General features: G+C 56.6%; 21 protein-coding genes and 4 pseudogenes. 9 read left to right on the top strand and 16 right to left on the bottom strand.

Translation table 11 applies throughout. The features are described 5' to 3' along the window. Window positions 1-192 precede the first annotated feature (192 nt). The 4 genes from OS889_RS15945 to OS889_RS15930 all read left to right on the top strand — a co-directional run bounded on the left by OS889_RS15945 (window position 193) and on the right by OS889_RS15930 (window position 5816). Window positions 193-1380, top strand: coding sequence for a CaiB/BaiF CoA transferase family protein (locus tag OS889_RS15945; RefSeq protein ID WP_372391712.1), 1188 nt, complete (start codon window positions 193-195; stop codon window positions 1378-1380). Between the two features lie 81 nt (window positions 1381-1461). Beyond that, window positions 1462-2640 (top strand): CaiB/BaiF CoA transferase family protein, encoded by a 1179-nt coding sequence (locus OS889_RS15940; protein ID WP_372391710.1) that lies wholly within the window; start codon window positions 1462-1464, stop codon window positions 2638-2640. A gap of 83 nt (window positions 2641-2723) precedes the next feature. After that, window positions 2724-3788: a TAXI family TRAP transporter solute-binding subunit gene (locus tag OS889_RS15935; protein ID WP_372391708.1), complete on the top strand. Its 1065-nt coding sequence runs from the start codon at window positions 2724-2726 to the stop codon at window positions 3786-3788. 81 nt (window positions 3789-3869) lie between these two features. After that, window positions 3870-5816 carry a TRAP transporter permease gene (locus OS889_RS15930; protein ID WP_372391706.1) on the top strand — a complete coding sequence of 649 codons (1947 nt, stop codon included), beginning with the start codon at window positions 3870-3872 and terminating at the stop codon, window positions 5814-5816. A 51-nt stretch (window positions 5817-5867) separates the two neighbouring features. On the opposite strand, the gene OS889_RS15925 is transcribed toward OS889_RS15930, so the two are convergent. Further along, window positions 5868-7046 (bottom strand): CaiB/BaiF CoA transferase family protein, encoded by a 1179-nt coding sequence (locus OS889_RS15925; RefSeq protein ID WP_372391704.1) that lies wholly within the window; start codon window positions 7044-7046, stop codon window positions 5868-5870. 287 nt (window positions 7047-7333) lie between these two features. Here OS889_RS15925 and OS889_RS15920 point away from each other — a divergent pair, with 287 nt between their 5' ends. From OS889_RS15920 to OS889_RS15905, 4 genes and pseudogenes are all read left to right on the top strand, one after another. Continuing rightward, window positions 7334-8554: an MFS transporter gene (locus tag OS889_RS15920; protein ID WP_372391701.1), complete on the top strand. Its 1221-nt coding sequence runs from the start codon at window positions 7334-7336 to the stop codon at window positions 8552-8554. 22 nt (window positions 8555-8576) lie between these two features. Beyond that, a pseudogene (locus OS889_RS15915) lies at window positions 8577-9196 on the top strand (transposase domain-containing protein). A gap of 258 nt (window positions 9197-9454) precedes the next feature. Next, window positions 9455-9538, top strand: a pseudogene (locus OS889_RS15910) (short-chain dehydrogenase); the annotation flags it as partial. 147 nt (window positions 9539-9685) lie between these two features. Further along, window positions 9686-10282: a DJ-1/PfpI family protein gene (locus tag OS889_RS15905; RefSeq protein ID WP_372391699.1), complete on the top strand. Its 597-nt coding sequence runs from the start codon at window positions 9686-9688 to the stop codon at window positions 10280-10282. 14 nt (window positions 10283-10296) lie between these two features. Here OS889_RS15905 and lipP1 read toward each other — a convergent pair whose 3' ends face one another. The 9 genes and pseudogenes from lipP1 to OS889_RS15860 all read right to left on the bottom strand — a co-directional run bounded on the left by lipP1 (window position 10297) and on the right by OS889_RS15860 (window position 15334). Then, a complete protein-coding gene (lipP1, locus tag OS889_RS15900) occupies window positions 10297-11298 on the bottom strand; it encodes a LipP1 family hormone-sensitive lipase (RefSeq protein WP_372391697.1) in 1002 nt (333 codons plus the stop codon). A 6-nt stretch (window positions 11299-11304) separates the two neighbouring features. Then, entirely contained in the window at window positions 11305-12537 is a 1233-nt protein-coding gene (locus tag OS889_RS15895) for a hydroxyacid-oxoacid transhydrogenase (RefSeq protein WP_372391695.1), read from the bottom strand. Window positions 12538-12612: 75 nt separating this feature from the next. Next, window positions 12613-12738, bottom strand: a pseudogene (locus OS889_RS15890) (IS1595 family transposase); the annotation flags it as partial. Between the two features lie 41 nt (window positions 12739-12779). Then, the gene (locus tag OS889_RS15885; RefSeq protein ID WP_443673231.1) at window positions 12780-13325 is read right to left on the bottom strand and encodes a hypothetical protein; all 546 of its coding nucleotides are present in this window, start codon (window positions 13323-13325) and stop codon (window positions 12780-12782) included. Window positions 13326-13441: 116 nt separating this feature from the next. Further along, window positions 13442-13573 carry a hypothetical protein gene (locus tag OS889_RS15880; protein WP_372391692.1) on the bottom strand — a complete coding sequence of 44 codons (132 nt, stop codon included), beginning with the start codon at window positions 13571-13573 and terminating at the stop codon, window positions 13442-13444. Next, window positions 13573-14190, bottom strand: coding sequence for a DUF6166 domain-containing protein (locus OS889_RS15875; protein WP_372391689.1), 618 nt, complete (start codon window positions 14188-14190; stop codon window positions 13573-13575). Before OS889_RS15875 ends, OS889_RS15880 begins: the two co-directional genes overlap by 1 nt. Beyond that, the gene (locus OS889_RS15870; protein ID WP_372391687.1) at window positions 14187-14672 is read right to left on the bottom strand and encodes an HNH endonuclease; all 486 of its coding nucleotides are present in this window, start codon (window positions 14670-14672) and stop codon (window positions 14187-14189) included. The genes OS889_RS15875 and OS889_RS15870 overlap by 4 nt, the downstream gene beginning before the upstream one ends. Before the next feature lie 127 nt (window positions 14673-14799). Then, window positions 14800-15063: a type II toxin-antitoxin system RelE family toxin gene (locus OS889_RS15865; protein ID WP_058984726.1), complete on the bottom strand. Its 264-nt coding sequence runs from the start codon at window positions 15061-15063 to the stop codon at window positions 14800-14802. Further along, window positions 15056-15334, bottom strand: coding sequence for a ribbon-helix-helix domain-containing protein (locus tag OS889_RS15860; protein WP_089649942.1), 279 nt, complete (start codon window positions 15332-15334; stop codon window positions 15056-15058). The genes OS889_RS15865 and OS889_RS15860 overlap by 8 nt, the downstream gene beginning before the upstream one ends. Window positions 15335-15680: 346 nt before the next feature. Between OS889_RS15860 and OS889_RS15855 the strand changes: the two genes are divergently transcribed. Next, window positions 15681-17045: a restriction endonuclease gene (locus OS889_RS15855; RefSeq protein ID WP_372391683.1), complete on the top strand. Its 1365-nt coding sequence runs from the start codon at window positions 15681-15683 to the stop codon at window positions 17043-17045. A gap of 36 nt (window positions 17046-17081) precedes the next feature. Here the strand turns inward: OS889_RS15855 and OS889_RS15850 are convergent. The 6 genes and pseudogenes from OS889_RS15850 to OS889_RS15825 form a co-directional block, all read right to left on the bottom strand. Next, window positions 17082-18032, bottom strand: a pseudogene (locus OS889_RS15850) (MarR family transcriptional regulator). A gap of 44 nt (window positions 18033-18076) precedes the next feature. After that, a complete protein-coding gene (locus OS889_RS15845) occupies window positions 18077-18661 on the bottom strand; it encodes a hypothetical protein (protein ID WP_372392007.1) in 585 nt (194 codons plus the stop codon). A gap of 82 nt (window positions 18662-18743) precedes the next feature. Then, window positions 18744-19139 carry a DUF7567 family protein gene (locus OS889_RS15840; protein WP_372391681.1) on the bottom strand — a complete coding sequence of 132 codons (396 nt, stop codon included), beginning with the start codon at window positions 19137-19139 and terminating at the stop codon, window positions 18744-18746. Window positions 19140-19211: 72 nt separating this feature from the next. Continuing rightward, window positions 19212-19577 carry a DUF7568 family protein gene (locus OS889_RS15835; RefSeq protein WP_372391679.1) on the bottom strand — a complete coding sequence of 122 codons (366 nt, stop codon included), beginning with the start codon at window positions 19575-19577 and terminating at the stop codon, window positions 19212-19214. 6 nt (window positions 19578-19583) lie between these two features. Beyond that, entirely contained in the window at window positions 19584-20084 is a 501-nt protein-coding gene (locus tag OS889_RS15830) for a DUF7995 family protein (protein WP_372391677.1), read from the bottom strand. Between the two features lie 107 nt (window positions 20085-20191). Beyond that, window positions 20192-20614, bottom strand: a complete 423-nt coding sequence (locus OS889_RS15825) for a DUF8025 family protein (protein WP_372391675.1) — start codon at window positions 20612-20614, stop codon at window positions 20192-20194.

Below are 20614 nucleotides of genomic sequence, written 5' to 3'. Positions count from 1 at the left end.
TTCTCACAGGGGGGACAAAATGATGTTAAAGAATACACCACTCACCCAACAAAGAAAAAGAGATCTATGAGACTACAAAAACGGAAACGGAAAGTCAAGGTATGGCTCATAAGAAGACTTTCTAATGTAGCTCTGCTCACTCTCACCGACATATATATTAACCAGAACTCTAAATCCAGTATAGCGTGAAAAATGAGGACCGATGATAGTCTCTTAACTGATGTCACAGTGCTTGACCTCGGTCAAGCCATTGCAGCACCAAGTGCGGCGGGACTACTAGCAGATTTTGGTGCAGACGTAGTGAGCGTCGAACCCCCTGGCGGTAGTTCGCAGCGAGAGTTTGCGAAAGGCTCGCCACTACCTAACTTCGATCGAAATAAGCGGTCGATCGCGCTGGATCTCAAGACCGAACGAGGGACCGAAGCTCTCTACCGGTTAGTAGAGGCGGCTGATGTCGTCATTCATAACAACCGACCTGGTAAAATGCAGGAGTTGGGGTGTGATTACGACACCCTTTCCGAGATCAATCCTAGGCTGATCTACTGTTCGCTTACAGGTTACGGGGAGTCTGGACCGTATAAAGATCGCCCCGGTTTTGATCCGCTTGCACAGGCAGTTTCTGGATTAATGTCGATGACTGGTGAACCAGACAGGAAACCTTCCCGAATCGGTGCCTCCACAATCGACATCGGCACAGGAATCTATGCTGCGTATGCGATAATGATGTGCCTTTATAAACGGAAAGAAACCGGACGCGGACAGAGAATCGAAACATCACTGATTGATACGGCGGCGATGTTTATGTCACAGTGGTATACGTATGTCAGTATGGGCGAACAGCCCCCTCAGAGACAAGGCCATACCTGGGATGCGTACGCTCCTGCCGGCGTGTTTGAAACGCATACTGATCCGATCTATATGTCCGTTCCATTCCAACATCTCTGGGAACGGCTCTGTAAAGCCGTTGACCGGCCAGATTGGGTAGCAGACCCTCGGTTTGAGACGAAGGAAAGCCGCCTCCGGAATCGCGAAGCTCTCCATTCTGAATTAGACGAAGAGTTCAAATCCTATTCTCGATCTGAACTGATGGATCTTCTCCTCGATGCCAATGTCCCTATTGCAGAAGTGAATACGGTGGAGCAAGCACTCCACGATCAACATCTCCAGGAGCGGGGAACAATACAAACAATAGAGAATCCAAATGGAGATGAGGTAAAGGCGGTTTCACCGCCGATTCGACTTTCTGAGGCTCCAGCAACCCAGTCTTCGGCGCCGCCGCAATTGGGAGAGAATTCACGGGAAGTCCTTCGAGAGTGCGGATACAATGAAGACGATATTGAATCTCTCTTGGCAGAAGGAGTGATTCAAATCCCCCAATGATCCGAACCGATTTACCCACCCGAATCCGTAGACAGAAGATCCGCAACAGTTCACCCAACACTACCGAGCTAGAACCCTAATATGTCACACAAACCCCTGTCAGATGTTTTCGTGATCGATGCATCACAAGGAATTGCCGGACCAGCAGCAGGAGCGATGCTTGCAGACTTCGGGGCAAAGGTGATTTCGTTGGAACCACCTAAGGGGAAAACCGCCCGTGGCTACGCTGGTGGGGCCGCCCTCGCGAACATCTCGCGGAACAAGCAGTCTATCGCCGTGGATCTTAAAACCGAAGAGGGACAGGCTGTGTTAGAAGAGTTGGTCGCCGATGCTGACGTGTTCCTCCATAATAACCGCCCAGGAGTTTCGGAAAGCCTAGGGTGTGGGTATGACAAGTTGAGCGAGATCAATCCCGAGCTCGTTTACTGTTCGATAACAGGATATGGAGAAACAGGTCCGTACAAAGATCGACCTACGGTTGATCCGCTAGCCCAAGCGATGTCGGGAATTATGGAGATGACTGGTGAACCGGATCGGAAGCCCTCGCGTGTCGGGGTCTCGGTGAGTGATATGGGGACCGCGGTATATGCTGCCTTCGGCGTTCTCACGGGACTTCGGACGGCGGAACAGACTGGAGAGGGACAAAAAATTGAAACTTCGCTTTTCGATACTGCTGCTGCTTTTATGGGCGTCTGGTACAGTCATTATAGCAAATTTGGGGAAGTCCCACATCGGCAAGGGCATTCCTGGGAGCCGTACGCGCCTGCTGGAATATTTGAGACCTCGACGGGGCAGATCTATCTGGCGACTCCGTTCCAATATCTCTGGGAACGAGTCTGTGAAGCTGTAGAGCGTGAAGACTGGCTCAGTGATCCACGATTTAAATCTGAAGACGCAAGACGAGAAAACCGAGAAGAACTCATTGCGGTTATGGACGAAGAATTCTCGAAGTACAACCGTGAGGAGCTATTAGACCGGCTTCTCGAGGCAGGTGTGCCAGCCTCAGAAGTACACACAGTTCCCGAAGCAACCGAAGATGAACACCTCCACCAGCGTGGAACAATTCAGCAAACCGAAGATCACGAGGGAGATGACGTTCTCGCTCTCTCGACTCCGGTGATGATGTCTGGTGAGCCACCGCAAATCAATCAGCGCCCTCCACGACTCGGTGAACACTCTAAAGAAATCCTGCAGGAAGTTGGATTTGACCCCGAGGTTATTGACAATCTCATTGACGAGGACGTCGTTATCGTTGAGTAGCCGTTCTCTGGTCGATAGAACAACTCCCCGTTAGCGACTACGGGTAACCAAAATATTTATTAGAGTGTGTTAGATTGATACGGATGGATTCACGGATGATCGATGACAACAATTCACTGGTAAGCCGACGGAAAGTTCTTCAATCAGTAGGTGTCGCAAGCGCTGCTTCTTTGGCGGGTTGCAGCTCCGGAGGCGAAAACAGTTCCGGAGACGAAGGCACCTCCAGCGGCGAATCCGCAAACTGGGTTATGGGAACAAGTGAACAGGGAACTTCCACGTTCTCGATAGGACAGGCTCTCCAAAGTGTTATTCGGGAACAGAGCGATCGGGTCAACCTCTCAGCACAATCGTCAGGAGGTCAGGTAGCAAACGCCCGATCGCTTGGAAGTGACTATGATCTGGCGATCATCTCGAACAATCTTCACTACGATGCCCTCCAAGAGACTGGGCCTTTTGCTGAGCAGCCCCCGAGCAACCCGCTCTGGGCTGGTTTCTCAGTTACGGGCGCAGAATGTTTTATGTTGACCAAAGCCGACAGCGATATCGAGACATTCGATGATCTTCAAGGCCGGACAATTACAACCTTCGGGACCGGTTCTGCACTCTATCAGTTGACTATGACCGTGTTTGAGGAACTCGGAATTAAAGGAGAATATGAGCACCGTGAGATTCCGTTGAACGAATTCGGATCTGCGCTGGAAAACGGGAGGATCGAGGCTTGTGGTGGGTATACTACGCTCCGTGGGACGTCTGCGTCTGGAGGAATGCAAGAGCTAATGAATCGTGTTGACCTGAAGGCGGTGAAAATGACTGACGAACAACGCGAGCAAGTTTCAGATATCACATCTCCGCCTATCGAAACCATCCAGCCAGAACCGTTCGAAAACATCGATCAGGTCACAGCGTGGACTGATACCGCGAACGTAATTTATGGCGACCACCTTCCCGAAGAGCTTGTTGAGCATACGACTCGAACGTGGATTGAGAACTGGGATCAGGTTAAGGACACATATGGCGGCGTCTTGGATGCAACCGATGAGGCCCTTGTGAGTGGCTTACTCCCCAGCTTCACCCTCCACCCCGGAGCAGCGGCATACCTCGAAAGCCGTGGAATCTCCCTTGACGAATGGGCAGTTGGGTCACAGTGAAATCCGGTAACCCCACACAGCGATAACTGCCGATAGAAAGAAACTCCAGATCCTAATTCCAAACTGACTACCATACGCGCTATGTCCTCTAAGAACCCGGCATCAAAACCCCTCTCAATCCGTTCGTTGCCTCGCTTTGAGATGATCTTGTACGCACTTGCAGTCGCTTTCTGGTTGTTCATCTCTTGGCAAACGGTCAGACAGGAACTCGCTAGACCGTTATTCGGCGTCATCGTACTCGGTGGAGCCGTAACGGCGTACGCCGTGAAAAACATCTCTCAAGCGAGATCTCAAGGGAATGCAGGCCGGACTGCTGCGTTGGCTGTCTCGTTGGTTGTCAACATTCTCGTCTCATCGTATGTAGTTCTCAACTTTAGCGTGCTCCAGACAGTCCGCGTTGGCTATGCTACCCAGGCGGACTACGTTCTTGCGGCTGTATTCATAGCCACTATTCTCTACTTGACGTATGACGCGTACGGTGCAGCTTTCGCGGGAATGATCATAGCGGTGCTTCTCTATAGTCAGTTCGGGTATTTATTCCCCTCTTGGCTCTACCACGGCGGTTTGAGTGTTGAACGCGGCCTTCAAGTGGGTATGTTGGACTTCCAAGGGGTATACGGAACGTTAACTCAGATAATGGGCACGATGGTTGCTCCATTTCTACTGCTAGCCGGGTTACTCCGCAGTTTCGGCGGGTTCGGATTGATCGTTCGTGGCGCATTCTGGTTTTCTACCCGGGTCAAAACCGGAATCGGCCAAATGGCTGTTATCAGCAGTCTGCTCATCGGTTCTATCAACGGTAGCGCCCTCGCAAATACAACAATTACAGGGTCGTTCACGATTCCAGTCCTGAAAAGTACAGGAATCAAAAAGGAACAAGCAGCTGCAATCGAAGCCGTGTCGTCTTCCGGCGGACAGATTATGCCACCGGTAATGGGGGTTGCAGCGTTCCTGATGGCAGACATCCTTGCTCGACCCTTAGTCGATATCTTCGTGGCCGCCGCCATTCCAGCATTGATCTTCTATCTCACCATCTCGGTTTCCGTGTACCAGATCAACAAACGAGAAACAGACTCCCAGTCGCTCTCGAAGTCACGAGTCATCGAAGAAATCCCCGAGATGCGAGACTGGCTGGAAAAAGACCATCCCAAGCAACACTCCCTCAGCTACCGACTCTTGGAGGTACTTCAGTTTCTTATTCCGATCGGTGTCCTCTTCTATCAACTGGGCGTCGTCCGAACCACGGTAATGCGCGCTGGAATGTTTGCCGCAGGAACAATGGTTCTCACCGGCGTTGGGTTCTTAATCGCGAGTAACTTCCTTGACCACACAGAAGATTTCGTAGCCGTACCTCAGACAACACTCTCTCAGTTGGGTTCCGGGATTCGTGACGGCCTCGAATCTCTCGCCCCACTTACCATCGTCGTCGCCGCCATTGGGCTGATGGTTGATACACTGTTCACTACCGGGTTACCTGCCACTCTCGCATTTGCTCTCATCGATATCTCCGGGGGTGTGTTACTCTTTTTGTTGGTTATAACGATGATCCTCTGCATCGTTCTCGGGATGGGAATGCCGACGAGTGCGTCATATCTCGTCGTTGCACTCCTCATCGCACCCAACCTAATTGACTTCGGCATTCCCGAACTACCAGCACATTTCTTCGTTCTCTACTTCGCGATCTTAGCCGCGATCACTCCACCCATCGCTCCCGGAATCGTCATCGCTAGTGGCATTGCCGATGCTGACTTTTGGAAGAGTAGTGCTGAAGCGATGAAGATCGCTATTCCAGTCTTTGTACTTCCATTTGCGTTTATCTACAGTCCACAACTGGTCTCATCAGAAGTCTCTCTGAATATGATCGTGACTGCTATTGTTGTCATCATTGGGACAACAATTCTCTCGATCGGGCTCAACTCACGAGGGTTCAGTGCGCGACTTCCAGAAGACGTAACGCCCGCAATAGGACGTCTGGCTCAGATCGCTGTGGTACTCGTCGGTATCGTAATTATGGTGGTACCAAAGTAACCGCTCCGCCTGCTCTGAAATCGCGGAAATAGAAACCCGATTTACGGCTATTCAGGCTTCCTCAACGACATTCGCGGAGACGAAGTCATCAATTTCCTCTTCACTGAATCCGGAGTCGCGTAGAACTTCCCGAGTGTCTGCGCCAAGCTCAGGGGCTACGTGCTCAAATCTTCCCGGAGTCTTAGAGAATTGAACAGGTGTTTGGACCACGAGAGTTTCTTCGTTCTCCGCACCCTCGATTTCTCGAACCGTGCCTCGCTGCCGAAGATGCTCGTCTTCAGCTGCCTCCTGCACAGTCTGTAGCTCCGATGCAGGAACACCTGCAGTAATTAGTTCCGCAAGTAAGTCGTCGCGGTCGTACTTTTCGAACTCTGCCTCGATCTCGTCGAACAACTGATCTCGATTTGCAAGCCGATCCTCATTGGAAGCGAATCGATCGTCGTCGAACCAGTCCATACGGTCAACAGCGCGACATAGCCGTTTCCAGTATGGCTGGGCTGGTACGGCAATATACACCGGCCGTGTCCCCGTATTGAATACGCCCGATGGGGCATATACTTCCCACGAATGACCCTGTCGCTCCGGTACAGACCCGTCTTTACTGTACTTCGTGTACCAGTTTGACATAATCATCGCGGCTGTATCAAACAGGGTACTCTCGATTTTCTGTCCCTCACCAGTCTTTTCGGCGTGAACCATCGCTGTCAACGTCGCGAAGGCAGCGTTGATTCCAGTCGCAACGTCAATCGTTGGGCCGCCAATTCTAGACGGTTTTCGATCAGGCTCGCCCGTCATCCACATTAGGCCCGAAACCGCCTGTGCAAGCGGGTCAATCCCGGGCCGGTTTCGGTACTGTCCCTCCTCACCGTAACCAGTGATCGAACAGTAAACAAGCTCTGGATTAATCTCGGCTAAGGTGTCGTAATCGCAATTAAAATCGGCCATCTTCCCCGGACGGTTACTTTCGATAAGAGCATCAGCCTCGGCAACCAGTTTATGGACGATTTCAGTTCCTTTCTCTGTTTTCAGGTCAACGACGATAGCATCTTTATTTCGACTCACGTTCGGGAACGCTGAACCGTCAGCGAGGTACCGCTGACTCGCTCCATTGGGCGGTTCAATAGAAACTACATCAGCTCCGAAATCACCGAGCATAGCTCCTGCAGTCGGTCCAGCCACACCCTGTGACAGATCCAGGACCGAATACTCTTCAAGGGGTTGTCTTACCATCAATCGACCAATTAAATCGATACTTCTTAATCTTTGGGTTGACCCTGTCTGATCGTTAGATTCCCCGAACGGACTGAACTATTGACGAGACCAGTAATTGAGTAATAGGCAGTACATACTACTGACTGACTCGACGCCTAAGATCATTCAATATTGATAAAAAGATGGAAATTAACAGTAGTGAAAAGCCACAGTTCGTCATCACGAAGTACCCAATTAACAGTCCGTTGACTTAGTGAAGAAGAGATAGTTTACATACTGGCACAATACCCTCCCAATAACCTTGAATGAATATCACTTTATTCGTTAATCGGATAGTAAGAGAATTGTTAAACGGCCAAAAGGGAAAATCACTTGTAGCGATCGCCGGCGCGTGGGGAACACTCGTCGGATCACGGATGATTTACCCGGTGCTTCTTCCGCATCTTCGCGAGTCATTTAACCTCAGCCTCACAGTGGCCGGATTCTTGATCACGATTCTTCTTCTCGGAAGCGCATTGGGGCAACTACCGGGTGGAATTCTCGCCGATCGCTACAGCGAACGACTCGTTATGATTGCAAGCGCTGTAATCGTAGCGATCGCGCTTGGATTCGTTAGTATCGTCCCGAGTCCACTGTTGTTGTTTATTGCGACAGGTGCTGTTGGAGTCGGCCAGTCCTTGTATCCGATTGCTCGGATCACCATTCTTTCGGATATCTATCCAGATCATCTGGGAAGCGCTCTCGGTGTAACAATGGCAACTGGAGATCTGGGACAGACAATTCTACCACCGATTGCCGGAGTACTTGCGGTGGCTCTCACGTGGCAGGCCGGGATGACCTTTCTCGTTCCTCTACTTCTCCTTGCCGCAGTTTGCCTTTGGGCGGTACTCCCCGCCAAAACTTCCGCCGGTAGTTCAGTAACCCTCTCTTCTGCGTCGACAACCACTCTACTTTCGAGTCTGCGACAGCCAAATATGGCGTATATGATTCTTATTTTATTCCTGTACATCCTCACTTGGCACTCGTTCACTGGGTTCTTTCCGACCTACTTAGTTCAAGAGAAAGGGATGTCTTCCTCTTCAGCCAGTATTCTGTTCAGCGCTTTTTTCGCGTTCGGGATCATCGTGAAACCCCTCTCCGGAGCGGCATACGACCGACTAGGAATGCGGAAATCGCTAATTTTCGTTCTTCTTGGACCGATTATCGGGCTCGGATTGCTTCCACTTCTTACTGAATTTTGGGCACTTGCAACCGCCACCGCACTTGTAAGTACAATGCTTGGATCAGGAGCAATTACCCAGTCCTTCCTCGCAGACACATTCCCTAGAAGAGTACGCGGCACTGGTCTCGGAATAATTCGAACCAGCGTTTCAGCAGTTGGTGCAACAGGACCAATAGTTTTCGGCTATATTGGTGATGCCGGGTACTTTGACGAAGGCTACTTGATATTGGCCGGTATCCTCGTTGTCGTAGTGATCCTCACGATTAACTTACCGCGGCAGTTTTCAGATCAAGATGAAGAATGAGGCGGAACGATTGTGAGTGTTTATGTTCGAAACCGCCCCCCTCAGCGGAGATAGTGACTGCTCCGAGTTGGATTTTCTGGAGGGAGAAGTGAGACCTGAGTCCGCGATGAAGCTCAGTATCCGGCCTCATTTGGCTATATTATAATTTTCTGATACCATATTGAATCTAGATAAGTAAGGTGTCAAATGCTGTCCAGCGACCGTTCACAACTGGGTGCAGAAGCCCGATCAACAACCGCTCGGTGCGCTGATCCAGATTATGTCGCGGTTGATGAGGCTGTGATCCAACTGAAAGACGAACGGTTCTAGCTATACGGCGTAGTCGATCCCGACACAACCCCTTTGCCGCATATATGGCTCTCTCCGTGGGGAAATCAAGCGATTACCGAAATCTTCCTTGCGGAACCCCGCGACAAACCTCTCGTCGATAATTCAGTGTTCTTCGTCGATTCTATACCGTGGCTGCAGGCAGGACTTCACCGGAACGCCCTCAATTACAAATACGAGAAATCTGGTAGTCGGAGCAGCGCTAAACGTTTCATTTTAAAAATATATGTATGAAAAGATTAGTTCACATACTGTTTCAGTCACGCCAAAGCAAGCACCCCCGAAAATTGGCTGCAAGCGTTCGCCTTCGCATAGAATCTGCTTATCTGATCACTACTTTATATTTCATTAAGATCAGGATATTCTAGATAGTCTCCCTTAGACCCGATTTCAGCCACGAATATACTCGATAAGCAAATGTTTGAATACCGAACTCCACTTGACGCACGGGTATCTGTTTGAGTCACGAATCCAAATAAAAACCATTCCGGGCATTTGCTTCGCTGATTATCTGACAACTGTAATGTGGAACGTGTCACCACGGCTTTGCCAGTCCAGTTCATAGACCGACCTATGGCACACACAGCAGTCATCGCAGGTGTCGGTCCGGGACTCGGTGAATCGCTTGCACGCAAATTCGCAGCTGAGGGCTGTCAGGATTCTCCGTGGACGTCACCGGTTCCCGTCGTATTCGGTTGGGTGAGAACATCTACCCGCTTTCGTCGCTCTCACACCGACTGATCCGATTGATCAATCGACAGGTTTCTTAAGCATTCGCCACGTGGTGTGTGGTAGGTGAACCCAATGCCCAAGGACATACTGCTCATCACCGGGGACTTCGGCGAGGACTACGACGTTATGATACCGTACCAGGGGCTGGAGATGGTCGGCCACAACGTCGACGTGGTCTGTCCAGACAAGGAAGCGGGCGATCGGATCAAGACTTCGATCCACGACTTCCGCGGGGACCAGACGTATATGGAGGATCGCGGACACGACTTCGAGTTGAACGCGACGCTCGCCGATGTCGACCCCGCCGAGTATGACGCGTTATACTTACCGGGTGGGCGGGCGCCCGAGTACCTCCAAACGTACGACGAAGTCCTCGAGACTGTTCGGCACTTCTTCGACGCGAACAAGCCGGTAGGGGCGCTGTGTCACGGCCAGCATATCCTCAACGCCGCCGACGTCGTGGAGGGATTCGAGATGACGTCGTATCCCGCACTGCGCCCCGAGTGTGAGGCCGCAGGGTGTGCCGCGTGGGTGGACGAGGTCACCCGGGACGGCAACCTCGTGACGGCCCAGGGGTGGGACGACCATCCGGAGATCCTGTCGATCTTCCTCGAGATGCTCGGCACCGAGGTCCGACACGACGGAGAGGTCGCACCGGCAGACGACTGATCGCGTCAGTCCCCTCACGCAGATGGAGCGGTGAACGCCGACCGGAGGCGGTCCCCGATCTCGTCCAGTGCCTCGAAACCACGGGACAGTCCGGCGCCGTAGGCCCTCCCAGTGAACCCGTGAATCATGTCCGGGTAGTTGTGCAGGCGGACGTCGACGTCCTCGTCCTCGAGCCGGTTTGCATAGGCGATTCCCTCGTCGCGCAACGGATCGAATCCAGCGGTGATCACCGTCGCAGGGGGGAGTCCACTGAGCAGGTCTGCCTGCAGGGGTGCAGCGTAGGGATTCGTGTCGTGCAGTTCCGTCTGCAGGTACCACCGCCAGAACCAGACCATCTTCTCGCGCGTGAGCAGATATCCCGTCGCGTTCTCGGAATAGGAGTCGGTGTCGAACGAGCGGTCAGTGATGGGCACGTCGAGGACCTGGTGGACGAGCGACGGGCCGCCCCGGTCTCGCGCCAGCAGCGCGACCGCCGTTGCGAGATTTCCCCCCGCAGAACGCCCGCCGACGGCGATCCGGTCCGGATCCACGCCGAACATCCCGGGATTGGAAGCGACGTACTTCGTCGCAGCGTAACAATCCTCCAATCCGGCGGGAAACGGATGTTCGGGCGCGAGACGGTACCCGACAGATACGACGACGCACGGAACGTCGTTGGCGAGGTGTCGGAGCGTCCCCTCCGGGGAGTCGAGACCGCCGAGTACCCAGCCGCCGCCGTGGCAGTACACCAGACACGGTGCCGGCTCCTCCCCGCTGTCCGGGACGTACACGCGGACCGGGACGTCACGTCCCGGTCCAGGGACGGCGAACTCGGCGACGTGGTCCACCGCGGGCAGATCCGCCGGCGAATCGGACAGCACCGACCGCAGCGCTCGCACCGCTTTGATCCCTATCCTGGATCGAAGCATTCGATCGTCGTCGACGGCAGTCGCGTTCCACAGCAGTCGCCCGAGTGGTGTGGGGTTCAATGCGGGGTCGAGCTCGGGGTTCGGCGCCGCCGCGCGTAGGTGTGCCATAGTGAATCAGATGGACCGACGGACGATCTCTTCAAGGTCGGCCTTTGTTACGCGGCGGGGATTGCCGGCGAGGAGCCGTTCGAGCGTACTGGCGCGTTCGGCGATGTGAACGGCGTCGCCCGCTTCGATGCCCAGCGTGGAGAGACCGCCATCGATACCGACGTCGCTGGCGAGCCGCTCGACTGCGACCGCGGCGTCTTCGGCCGCGTCGACCGGGCTCGACCGATCCGTGTTCGCGCCGAGCAACTCGGCCACCTCTGCGTACCGACCGAACGCGCTCGTGGCGTTGTGTCTGATCACCTGAGGCAGCGTGAGCGCGATCGTAACCCCGTGGGGGGTGTGGTGAATCGCACCGGCGGCCATCGCGATGGCGTGTGTCGCACCGAGGCCTGCGTTGGTAAACGCGATCCCCGCCATCAGACTTCCAAGCGCCATATTTCGCCTCGCTTCAAGATCCTGCCCGTTGTTCACGGCGTCACGAAGTCCCGCCCCGACGTGTTTGATCGCCGAACGAGCGAACTGGTCGGTGAGAACCGACCTGCCATTGTAATCCGGGCGCTCGGACCGGCCCGCTGGCGCTGGCTTGGCGTCGTACCGTCGAGTGACGTAGGCCTCGATCGCGTGGCAAAGGGCGTCCATTCCCGAGGAAGCAGTCGGGCCTGGCGGTAGCGACACTGTCAGTCCCGGGTCAACCAGTGCGACGTTCGGTCGCTGGTATCCGCTGGAGATGCCGACCTTGGTGTCCTCGTCGGGAAGAGAGATGACAGTTACGGGAGACGTCTCCGAACCGGTTCCGGCGGTCGTCGGCAGACACGCCGTGGGGACGCCGGGTCCGGGAACGTCTTGGCCGCGGCCCGTCGGTGCTGCGACGTAATCGAGGATGTCGCCGCCGTGTTCGTGGACGATGCTGGTCGTCTTCGCGACGTCCATTGCGCTTCCGCCGCCGAGACCGACCACGAAGTCCGGATCTACCTCCGCCGCTACCTCTCGGGCTTTCTCGAACGTCGAAAGCGCCGGATCCGGTTCCACGCCGTCGTATACCGTGTACGAACCGGATTCGATGGGACCGATCACCTCGTCAACGATCCCTGCCTCGGCCACGCCTTCGTCCGTTACGACGAGAACGTTCGTCGCCCCGTGCTCTCGGATCACGGCTTTCAGTTCCTCGGCGGCACCCAGACCGAACGTAACGTTTCCCGTCGTGCTGAACTCCCAGACTGACTCGGGTTCGTATACCATGTTGCGTGGTAGCGATAACCTTGGCCGGCTGGTAATACCTTTTGCCCGTTCAGATCTGCAGGGTTAAGGGCGCTCTTATGTAGAATTGCGGAAAGCCCCAATAACGAGACATTCAATGGTTTTCTCAACGGATTCTCCAGATGGGTTGAGTGATCGAATGATGCCGAAGGTGTGAGCGGCCTGTTCCAAGCCCTGCTTCGAGGTTAACCAACACTGATTCAAGAATAGGGGTAATCTGTTGGTTAACCAAACCACCGGGCGAGTGAGGTCTGTTCCCGTTCCGACTCAGCTGGGACTTCACAGAGAACCCGCCACTTCGGCCGCTCTCGGATTTGCTTGTCGGGCCGGTTACCTGCCTGTCCGGGCTCGGTTTTCCCGGCATAGTGCCAGCCCTTGTCTCTGAGCGCTTTGATCATCGAGCCGTCGAAGTCGGCTCGCACGAACGTCAGCAGGAGTCGAACGCCTCGTCGCCGGCCGTGCCGACGCACGAACTGTTCCATCGACCGGGCGAGGGCGGCAGAGGCGAGATTGGGGAAATCGACGCCGATGCAAATCCGTGCTGCCTCGACGATTTCGTCGCCCTCGAATCGCGCCCCGTCGTACTCCAGCGAGCGAATCAGCGGATAGCGCCACGTAATCGCACCTAGTAGCTGGTTCTGATAACAGAGTCCGTGATGGACGAGATTCGTCCGGGGGACATCGTCCATATAGGAATGATGTGCTTCGTAGATCGCGCCAGCGACGTGGCGTGGGATCGATTCGATATGGACGCGCTCTGCGAACCGCAAACCGAGCGGCGCCGTGACCGGCTGGCCTTCCCGATGGATGGGACACGAGCACCCCTCGGGGGTAGGCGTATACTGGAAGCCGGTACTCCGTATTCCGTCCAGAGAGTGAGTTTGGGTCACGAGTCGGTGTCGTCGGTGCGCTCCTGTCGGTCGTTGTATCGCTCCAGTTCACGCTCGATTTTCTCGAGCACCTCGACACTACGTTCGAGGAGCTGATGGGTGGCTCGCGCCAGTCGAAGCGTCTCCATCAGTGCTCCCCCTCCGGGGGTTCGATGAGGTCGTTGCTCTCTTCGGCGAGTTCTTGGATTACCCGTTCCACGTCAGCCTCCTCGACAACTGTCCGATGTGCGAGCGGGGCAGGATATGCCCGGTCACCCTGGCTACAGAGCACGACCAGCCACTCGTCGCTTCCATCCCCGAGCACGATGTAGTGGTCGCGATCAGCGCGCTGGAAGACCCGCCGGTCCGGGCGGGAGACAGCTCTCCAGTTCTCGGGGAGCGTCGGTGACGGCCGTCCACCGTCGGCGAGCGCGACGACGTCGTCGGTAAGGGTCGCCATCGCGGCGTCGATCTCCTCCCCGGGGAGGTGCCAGCACGCCGCGGCACCATCGCACTCCAGCTGCGAAACCACCTGATTCCGGAACGCGATGTAGTGCTCACGGGCGAACTGCTCATCGTCGTAGTAGTCGAGGAGGAGCGCGCACGCGAGCTGGGCGGGCCCGCTGCCTCGATACCCGACCTCGAAGCCGCTCGGACTGTGATTGACGAGGTCGAGACTGCGGTCGGGGGTGAGTTCTGTGTCCTCGGGACGGCGAGTGACAACGAGCTCTCCTCGTCGATGTCGGCCGACGTATGCCGTCGTCATTTGAATCGCCCCCGTTCGTCCCGCTCGCGATCGGACACGTCCCACTCGTGGTCTGTTGGTTTAATCTCGGACCCGAAGCCGTGTCGTTCGGCGTGTTCGGTCCGACTGAGGAGTTCGAGATTCTCCGGTCTGTTGTCAAAGCGGACGCCATTTTTATGATGAACGTGCTTGTCCGCGACGGCGTCGAACCCGCGCTCTGCCACCATTACGAGCCGGTGAATCCCGACGGAGTCTGTGGTTCCACGATAGTTCGAGGCACAGATGACGTAGCCACGGTCGGTGAACACGGCGGGATGCCGTCGACGGTTCGGGGCCGCCTCACGTGCGTCTCGACGAGGAATGTCGAACTTCTGCATCCACTTATGCACCGTCGGTTGCGTACAGTCGAGCTTATCTGCGATCTCGTTCGTACTCAGCTCCTGTTCCCAGTAGAGTTCGTAGAGGAGCGATTCGTCTCGCCAGGGGTACTCTGAATCGGTCATGGCTCGGTAACGGGGACTGGCTTCCCCCGCGTCCCTCTCGGGGGCAATAAACACTACCGAGCGGAATCGTACTTGAATCTCAGATCCAGTTCGTCACCGACCCGAGCAGGTCTGCAGACAGCGTGAGTTACGGTGGGAGGTGACGGTCGTAGATATTCCGCCGATGCCCGACCGCCTCGACGATGAGGACATCCTCGTCTCGGTCCCACGTGATGATCGCACGGTAGTCACCGGCACGAAGCTTGTAGTACGGGTAGCCGGTGAGCTTTTCGAGTCGGTGGGAGGTCCAGTCTTTCGCCTCGTCGAGTTTCTTCACCAACCGCTCTTGCGCTTCCGATTCGAGTCCCTCCAGCAAATCGAGTGCTTTCGGTGTCCACTCGACCTCAGTCATCGATGCCTAGCCGGTCCTTCACGTCGTCCTGCGATACCGTCTCGCCCTGCTCCCGCTGCTTGCGGCTCTCGGCCAGATGCGCCAGTGCTTCCTCGGACAGCTGCGTTGGCGGATTGACGGCGTCTCGAAGCGCGTCGCGGATGAACTCGGATTTGTTCGCGTAGCCACGCTCTTCCCAGACGTCGTCGACCTGTGCCAGCAGCGACTGTGGCACTCGGACGTTGATTTTCTCCATTTCACCGTCGCCACCGGCGTCGCTGTCAGTGCTCATATGCTGTGATACGCTTGTATCACGTAAGTAGCTTCGGTTGGATACGCGAACTGTGGTTGACGAGGTCCAGACTCCGCTTGAGGGAGAGTCGCCGATGCTCCGAGATATTCAGCACGACGGCTTGGCCGTCGACGCGGAAGCCGACGTACTCGACTGCGTCTCGGTGAGACTGTACAGGCGATGCGACTGGAACCGATTCCGAACTGGCCATAGGTACATTCCCGTTCATCGTTGCTCGCGGGCGGTTCGGTGACCCCCGCACCCCTCTCAGGGATTCAACAAACAGGACGGCGCAGCGTTCGGCAACGTATTTGGCAGTTGCAACGTACTGTCCACATAATTGAGGATGGCTGTACTGGACGACCTCTCTGGATTCGAGTTCGAGGACTTGATGGAGGACGTCTTCCGCAACCTCGGCTACGAAAACGTCCGCCAGGCCGAGCGGACGGCCGACGAGGGGCGGGACGTCATTATGGAGGAGGTCGTCGACGGCACGCGACGGGCGATCATCGTCGAGTGCAAGCACACTGGAACGGTCGGCCGACCGGTCGTCCAGAAGCTGCACTCGGCCATCGCGACGTTCGACTTCGACGGTCCAAAGCGCGGGATGGTCGTCACGACCGGCCGGTTTACGAACCCTGCCGAGGAGTACGCAGATCGGCTCCAGCGGAACGATGATCCCTTTCCCATCGAGCTGATCGACGGCGAGGACCTCCGGGAGATCGCCGACGAGATTGGGCTCGATCTCTACAACGGGCGCATCGAGATCCTCTGTGACGAGACGCTTCGACCGTACGACCCGGCGGCAGACGTCGACGCGCCGGTTCAGGAAGCGTTCCGCGACATCGAGAACATCGAGGCCGCGGATCTGTCGGTGCCGCACTCGCAAGTGACGTTCCGACCGGTGGTTGCGATCACCGCCGACACGAACGCTGTCTTCGAGACCTCCGTCGGTGTCATCCACCGGATCAACGACCGCACACAGTTCGTTGTCCACGCTGAGCGCGGCCATCCGAAGGTGGCCGACGACGATGTCGCGACGCTGGTCACCGAGAACTTCCACGCGACGGTTCCCCTCGATAGCGGGCAGTTTACCGAGGTATTCGACGACGTCGACGAACGACGGTTCGGCCAGACCCAAACGGAGTACAAGGAGTGGGCTGTTGACCGCCTCCAGGATTACCACACGACGACGGTAACCTACACCGGCGACAATAACGTCACGTACAACAAGACGTGTGAGCCGAACCTCTCGGACATCTCAGTGCAATCGATTGAGCCGGTGTATCTACCTGAGGTTCGGCAGACGACCGACCTCGGAGAGTACACCTATCCCTACGAGTACTACGCGGCAGGGCCGTCCAGAGTGACCGAAGAGGACGGCATCCATCGGTGCGTCCACTGCGAGACGAGCGGCGTCGACGAGACGTACACCTACTGTCCAAACTGCGGGGCGATCGCCTGCGACACCCACATCAAGACCGAACGGCTCGAAGGGGACCCGGTCTGTACCGGCTGTGCAGTGACCGACCGGTTCGCGCTGAAGAGGAAGTACTTCTACGACGAGGAGAACCTCGAGGCGTTCCGCGAGGAGTACGCCGAGATGCCGATCCACGAGAAGGCGATGGAGAACAAGCTGCTGGCTGGCGGGAGCGTGGTTGCGACGCTGCTGCTCGTTGTCGGACTACTCGTGATCGGCGGCATCATCTAACCCGTCGCAATTTTCCGCCAGACTGCGGGGTTGGTGTTACGCGACTCCGTACTGGTCTTTGAGTGCCATATATTCGTCCTTTTTTGGGAGGATGACTGGCAGATCATCTGTCCTGTCGAAGTCGCCCTGAAGTGGCCGATACAACGCTTTCACAGTGGGTTTCAGGTCGTACCACCGTGCGGCCTCGACGAGTGTCTCCTGATCGATATCCTCCGCCTCGATCAGCAGCATCGAATAGCTGACCCGCCGAGATCCGCTATCCAGAAGGAGCGTATGGCATACGACTTCAGCAGGCGTTAGGTCTTCGTCCGGAGCATACCAGAACGGAGGCTCGCCGGCGAGGAAAAACTGTAAACCATACGCTGCAAACCGACCCAGTCCGGTCATCTCTCAGTCCGGAGCTGCTTGGAGTGCGTCCGTATCCTCGTCGGTCTGTAGGCGAACGAGTGCTCGCTTCGGATCGCACCACGCGATCGTGGCACTGGGAGCGATTTCCCGGACTCGAGCTCGATGTTCGTGTTCTACAGTAGCCCGGATGAACGCCAACAGCGGCGAGACCTCGTCCCGGAGGGCGTACTTCGAATCGGATTGGGAGAGTAACGCTCGGTGCTTGAGCGGCGATAACGCGCTATGGACACCTTGTCGGGTGATTCCGAGTCGGTCTGCGATATCAGCGATGTGTCGTGGTCTATCGAGATACCAACACACGCGGAGTGTGGCTGGGGAGAGCAGTTCCGTCCAGTCCACGTGGCTGAACTCCGACAGCAGCGTTCGATACGCTTCGGTAACTGGATGTTCCGCGATGCGGACACGACGCTGATTGCTGGACCCACGGGTTTCTGTGAGCAATCCCGCTGCGAGCAATTCGTCGAGTACGTCGTACAGATGGTCTCGTGAATAACCGGTTTCCGTCGTGAGTTCCTCCGGTGTTGCTTCACGGCCGGTACTCAGCGCGTCAACCACGGCGAGTCCGGCCTTCGAAATCATCTGTGTCTATCTAAATCCTAAATATATAAATATGATTTGGGATTTTACTTGACGACTGCTTCGTCCCGGACCAGCTCTGCGAGCGCGTCCTCGAGCGACCCGTGGAACTGCCAGCTCGCCCGCTCGAAGGCTTCGTCGGTCGGGCCGTCCCAGCGGGGGAACGCGGAGTGACCGCTTACTTTGACTGTCCACTCGGTCGGCTCGTCGAGCGGGTTCTCCGTCGGGAGTTCCACCACGTAAAGGTATTCTTCGTCGCCGTGGATGCCATCGGCCGGATTCTCGACGCCGTGGCCCAGCAGGAACAGCGGCTGGTCGAGATGCTCCATATTGGACGGCTCAAGGAGATCCGCTGGCTGAGCCGCGTCGATCGTTCGCTCTGGGTCACCATCCAGATAGAGGTCGACTGTCGAGAGCTTGTCGAGGAACACGAAGGTCGCCGCCGTGTAGCCCGGTCCCCGCTCTGCACGGGTCGCATCGAGCAGCTCCTTCAGCTTTGTGAGATCCCGGAGGACGCTCCCCGGGTAGCCGTCCGAATGCCGGTACACCTGCGCGACGCGGTCGGCGCTGCCATCTGTCTCACCGGTCTGTTCGACTCGTTGGACGAATCGGAGTTGACTCCGTGTCGACATCGGTACTCGCCGGCGCGTGTGCGCCGGCACCCATCGCCGGCGCAGGAACAACACTACGCAGTCGTAGCGGGATTGCTATCCGCTACGCGAGATGTGACACCTCGTCTGGCTCCTCCTCGCCGTCGAATTCACCACGCTCGACCGGCTCCCAATCCTCCCCAGGTGCTGGACTCCACCAGTCGATCTCATAGGCACCCGGTGCACCGAGGATTTTTGCCCGTGCCGAGCCGTCAGGCAGGTCGCGGCGGAGCTTCTCGTCGACGTGAAGGTTCCACGTTGAGTCGGTGTCGAAGCACGCGAGCACAGCCTCCTCGTAGCCACGGTCTTCTCGGGACTCTTGGAGGACGACCTGCGTGTTACAGTTCTTGCAGAACACTCCCTCGAAGGGAATGTGGGTGAACACTTCCTGCCCGCAGACGGGGCACCAGAGGAACTCGAACAGTGCCTCGCTGTGTCGGTCGAGTACTTCGAGACTCATTGTTGGACCGACCCGGTTCGACCGGGTCACTCTCTCCGCCCCGGCCGAAAAACACCCTGCGTGTGTACGTTCTCAGCGTTCAGGGCCGTAGACGATGCGCGAGGGGGCTTCGTACCCACAGTCCGGACAGTCGTACCAGCGCTGTACCTTTGCTCCATCAGCTGTCTTCTCACCGACGAGGATGTCGTCGTTCGGACACTCCGGACAGCTCAGTTCGGGCGCTGGCCGCTCCCGAAGTGCATCTCGGAACGTCGTCGCCTCCTTCGTCTCGAAGCCTCGCGACCAGATCGGGTAGCCGTCGACGAGAATCGCCCCGCGCCACTTGTACCGGTATGAGTCCGGCGCCCGGTGTAGAACGGCTCGCGCTCCAGTCTCGGTGTTTCGATACGCGAGTGTTGGTGTACGACTTTCCCGGGACCAGTTTGTGATTCTGGGCATTGTCAGTCAGAAGTGGACGTCTGCGGGGACAATCCAGAGTGTCTGGCTGTCTTCCTCTTCCTCGAGGACACGATCGAGCTGATCGCGGTGGCGAATCCCCATCGCGTGCTGGTCGTACATCGGGACTGATGGCCCCTCGTAGGCGCCGACCTGATGGAAGGCGTGTCGGGCGAGGTCCTCGTCGCGCATGATCGCTTCGTCGCTGAGCTCGTCGAGCGCCTCCTTCACGCGGTCGAGATTCCGCTGGAACTCTTCCTTTGTGGCGTTCCAGGCTCGATCGAGTAGTTCACCGCCCTCCTCTGAATTGATGGGTGCTGCCGTCGGTAGGTCTCCCCAGCGAGCCTTCCCAGCTACCGTGGTATCCTCTTCGTCGAAGGTACAGTAGTAGTCGAACACGGCGCAGCCGTGGGGGTTCGCCCCGACGAGACGGTCGAAGACCGCTTTCCCCTCGACTAATGCGTCGTGCTGTGTCGGTGCTTCAACCAGCGCGTAGATGACCATATGCATCTGGTTCACCTCGGAACGCCGACTCACCGGGCGCTGCTCGGCTTTGTCTGCTCGGTGCGCCGGCACCCATCGCCGGCGCTCGAAAAACTCGCTTCGCGAGATCGCGTTCAGGAATCGCCTGTCTGCTCGACGGTGATCGTCAGGTCGCCCGACTCGTAGTCGGCCTCGAAGTCGACGCTAAACGCGTCGGATTCGTAGGCGGCGTGGTAGGCACGGTGCAGTTCGAGCGACCCGGTCGCCTTGAAGTGGAAGAACGCAGCCGAGGTGTAGGGTTTGCTCTGGGTTTCGATCTGCGTCTCGACAGAGGCCGGGAGCGCGATTTGTGGTGTGTCCGTATCGATACTCGCAGCGAACGCCTTCGCTTCTTCGACGGTGGCCTGCGAATGTGCCGGTGTCTCGCCGGTGAGCAGGTTTACCGGCGTCTCGGTATCGTCGGTGAACAGGACATCGTGGAAGGTTCGGGTCCCGAGGACCGCGTCGGGATCTAACTCGCAATCGTGGAATGGATCGTCGTCTGGTTTCTCGGGCAT

Source organism: Halobellus sp. MBLA0158 (genome assembly GCF_041477585.1).
In the GTDB taxonomy this organism is placed as follows: domain Archaea; phylum Halobacteriota; class Halobacteria; order Halobacteriales; family Haloferacaceae; genus Haloquadratum; species Haloquadratum rubicundus.
The sequence above is the reverse complement of the archived record's forward strand: the minus strand, read 5'-3'. Positions and strand labels throughout refer to the sequence as shown.

What these genes read in the sequence shown, in the direction of transcription:
- OS889_RS15825 (WP_372391675.1), bottom strand. Translation starts at nt 20,614, where the DNA reads ATGCCCGAGAAACCAGACGACGATCCATTCCACGATTGCGAGTTAGAT.
- OS889_RS15945 (WP_372391712.1), top strand. Translation starts at nt 193, where the DNA reads ATGAGGACCGATGATAGTCTCTTAACTGATGTCACAGTGCTTGACCTC.
- OS889_RS15895 (WP_372391695.1), bottom strand. Translation starts at nt 12,537, where the DNA reads ATGGTATACGAACCCGAGTCAGTCTGGGAGTTCAGCACGACGGGAAAC.
- OS889_RS15840 (WP_372391681.1), bottom strand. Translation starts at nt 19,139, where the DNA reads ATGAGTCTCGAAGTACTCGACCGACACAGCGAGGCACTGTTCGAGTTC.
- OS889_RS15920 (WP_372391701.1), top strand. Translation starts at nt 7,334, where the DNA reads ATGAATATCACTTTATTCGTTAATCGGATAGTAAGAGAATTGTTAAAC.
- OS889_RS15875 (WP_372391689.1), bottom strand. Translation starts at nt 14,190, where the DNA reads ATGACGACGGCATACGTCGGCCGACATCGACGAGGAGAGCTCGTTGTC.
- OS889_RS15855 (WP_372391683.1), top strand. Translation starts at nt 15,681, where the DNA reads ATGGCTGTACTGGACGACCTCTCTGGATTCGAGTTCGAGGACTTGATG.
- OS889_RS15940 (WP_372391710.1), top strand. Translation starts at nt 1,462, where the DNA reads ATGTCACACAAACCCCTGTCAGATGTTTTCGTGATCGATGCATCACAA.
- OS889_RS15880 (WP_372391692.1), bottom strand. Translation starts at nt 13,573, where the DNA reads ATGGAGACGCTTCGACTGGCGCGAGCCACCCATCAGCTCCTCGAACGT.
- OS889_RS15830 (WP_372391677.1), bottom strand. Translation starts at nt 20,084, where the DNA reads ATGCATATGGTCATCTACGCGCTGGTTGAAGCACCGACACAGCACGAC.
- OS889_RS15935 (WP_372391708.1), top strand. Translation starts at nt 2,724, where the DNA reads ATGGATTCACGGATGATCGATGACAACAATTCACTGGTAAGCCGACGG.
- lipP1 (WP_372391697.1), bottom strand. Translation starts at nt 11,298, where the DNA reads ATGGCACACCTACGCGCGGCGGCGCCGAACCCCGAGCTCGACCCCGCA.
- OS889_RS15845 (WP_372392007.1), bottom strand. Translation starts at nt 18,661, where the DNA reads ATGTCGACACGGAGTCAACTCCGATTCGTCCAACGAGTCGAACAGACC.
- OS889_RS15925 (WP_372391704.1), bottom strand. Translation starts at nt 7,046, where the DNA reads ATGGTAAGACAACCCCTTGAAGAGTATTCGGTCCTGGATCTGTCACAG.
- OS889_RS15930 (WP_372391706.1), top strand. Translation starts at nt 3,870, where the DNA reads ATGTCCTCTAAGAACCCGGCATCAAAACCCCTCTCAATCCGTTCGTTG.
- OS889_RS15870 (WP_372391687.1), bottom strand. Translation starts at nt 14,672, where the DNA reads ATGACCGATTCAGAGTACCCCTGGCGAGACGAATCGCTCCTCTACGAA.
- OS889_RS15835 (WP_372391679.1), bottom strand. Translation starts at nt 19,577, where the DNA reads ATGCCCAGAATCACAAACTGGTCCCGGGAAAGTCGTACACCAACACTC.
- OS889_RS15865 (WP_058984726.1), bottom strand. Translation starts at nt 15,063, where the DNA reads ATGACTGAGGTCGAGTGGACACCGAAAGCACTCGATTTGCTGGAGGGA.
- OS889_RS15860 (WP_089649942.1), bottom strand. Translation starts at nt 15,334, where the DNA reads ATGAGCACTGACAGCGACGCCGGTGGCGACGGTGAAATGGAGAAAATC.
- OS889_RS15905 (WP_372391699.1), top strand. Translation starts at nt 9,686, where the DNA reads ATGCCCAAGGACATACTGCTCATCACCGGGGACTTCGGCGAGGACTAC.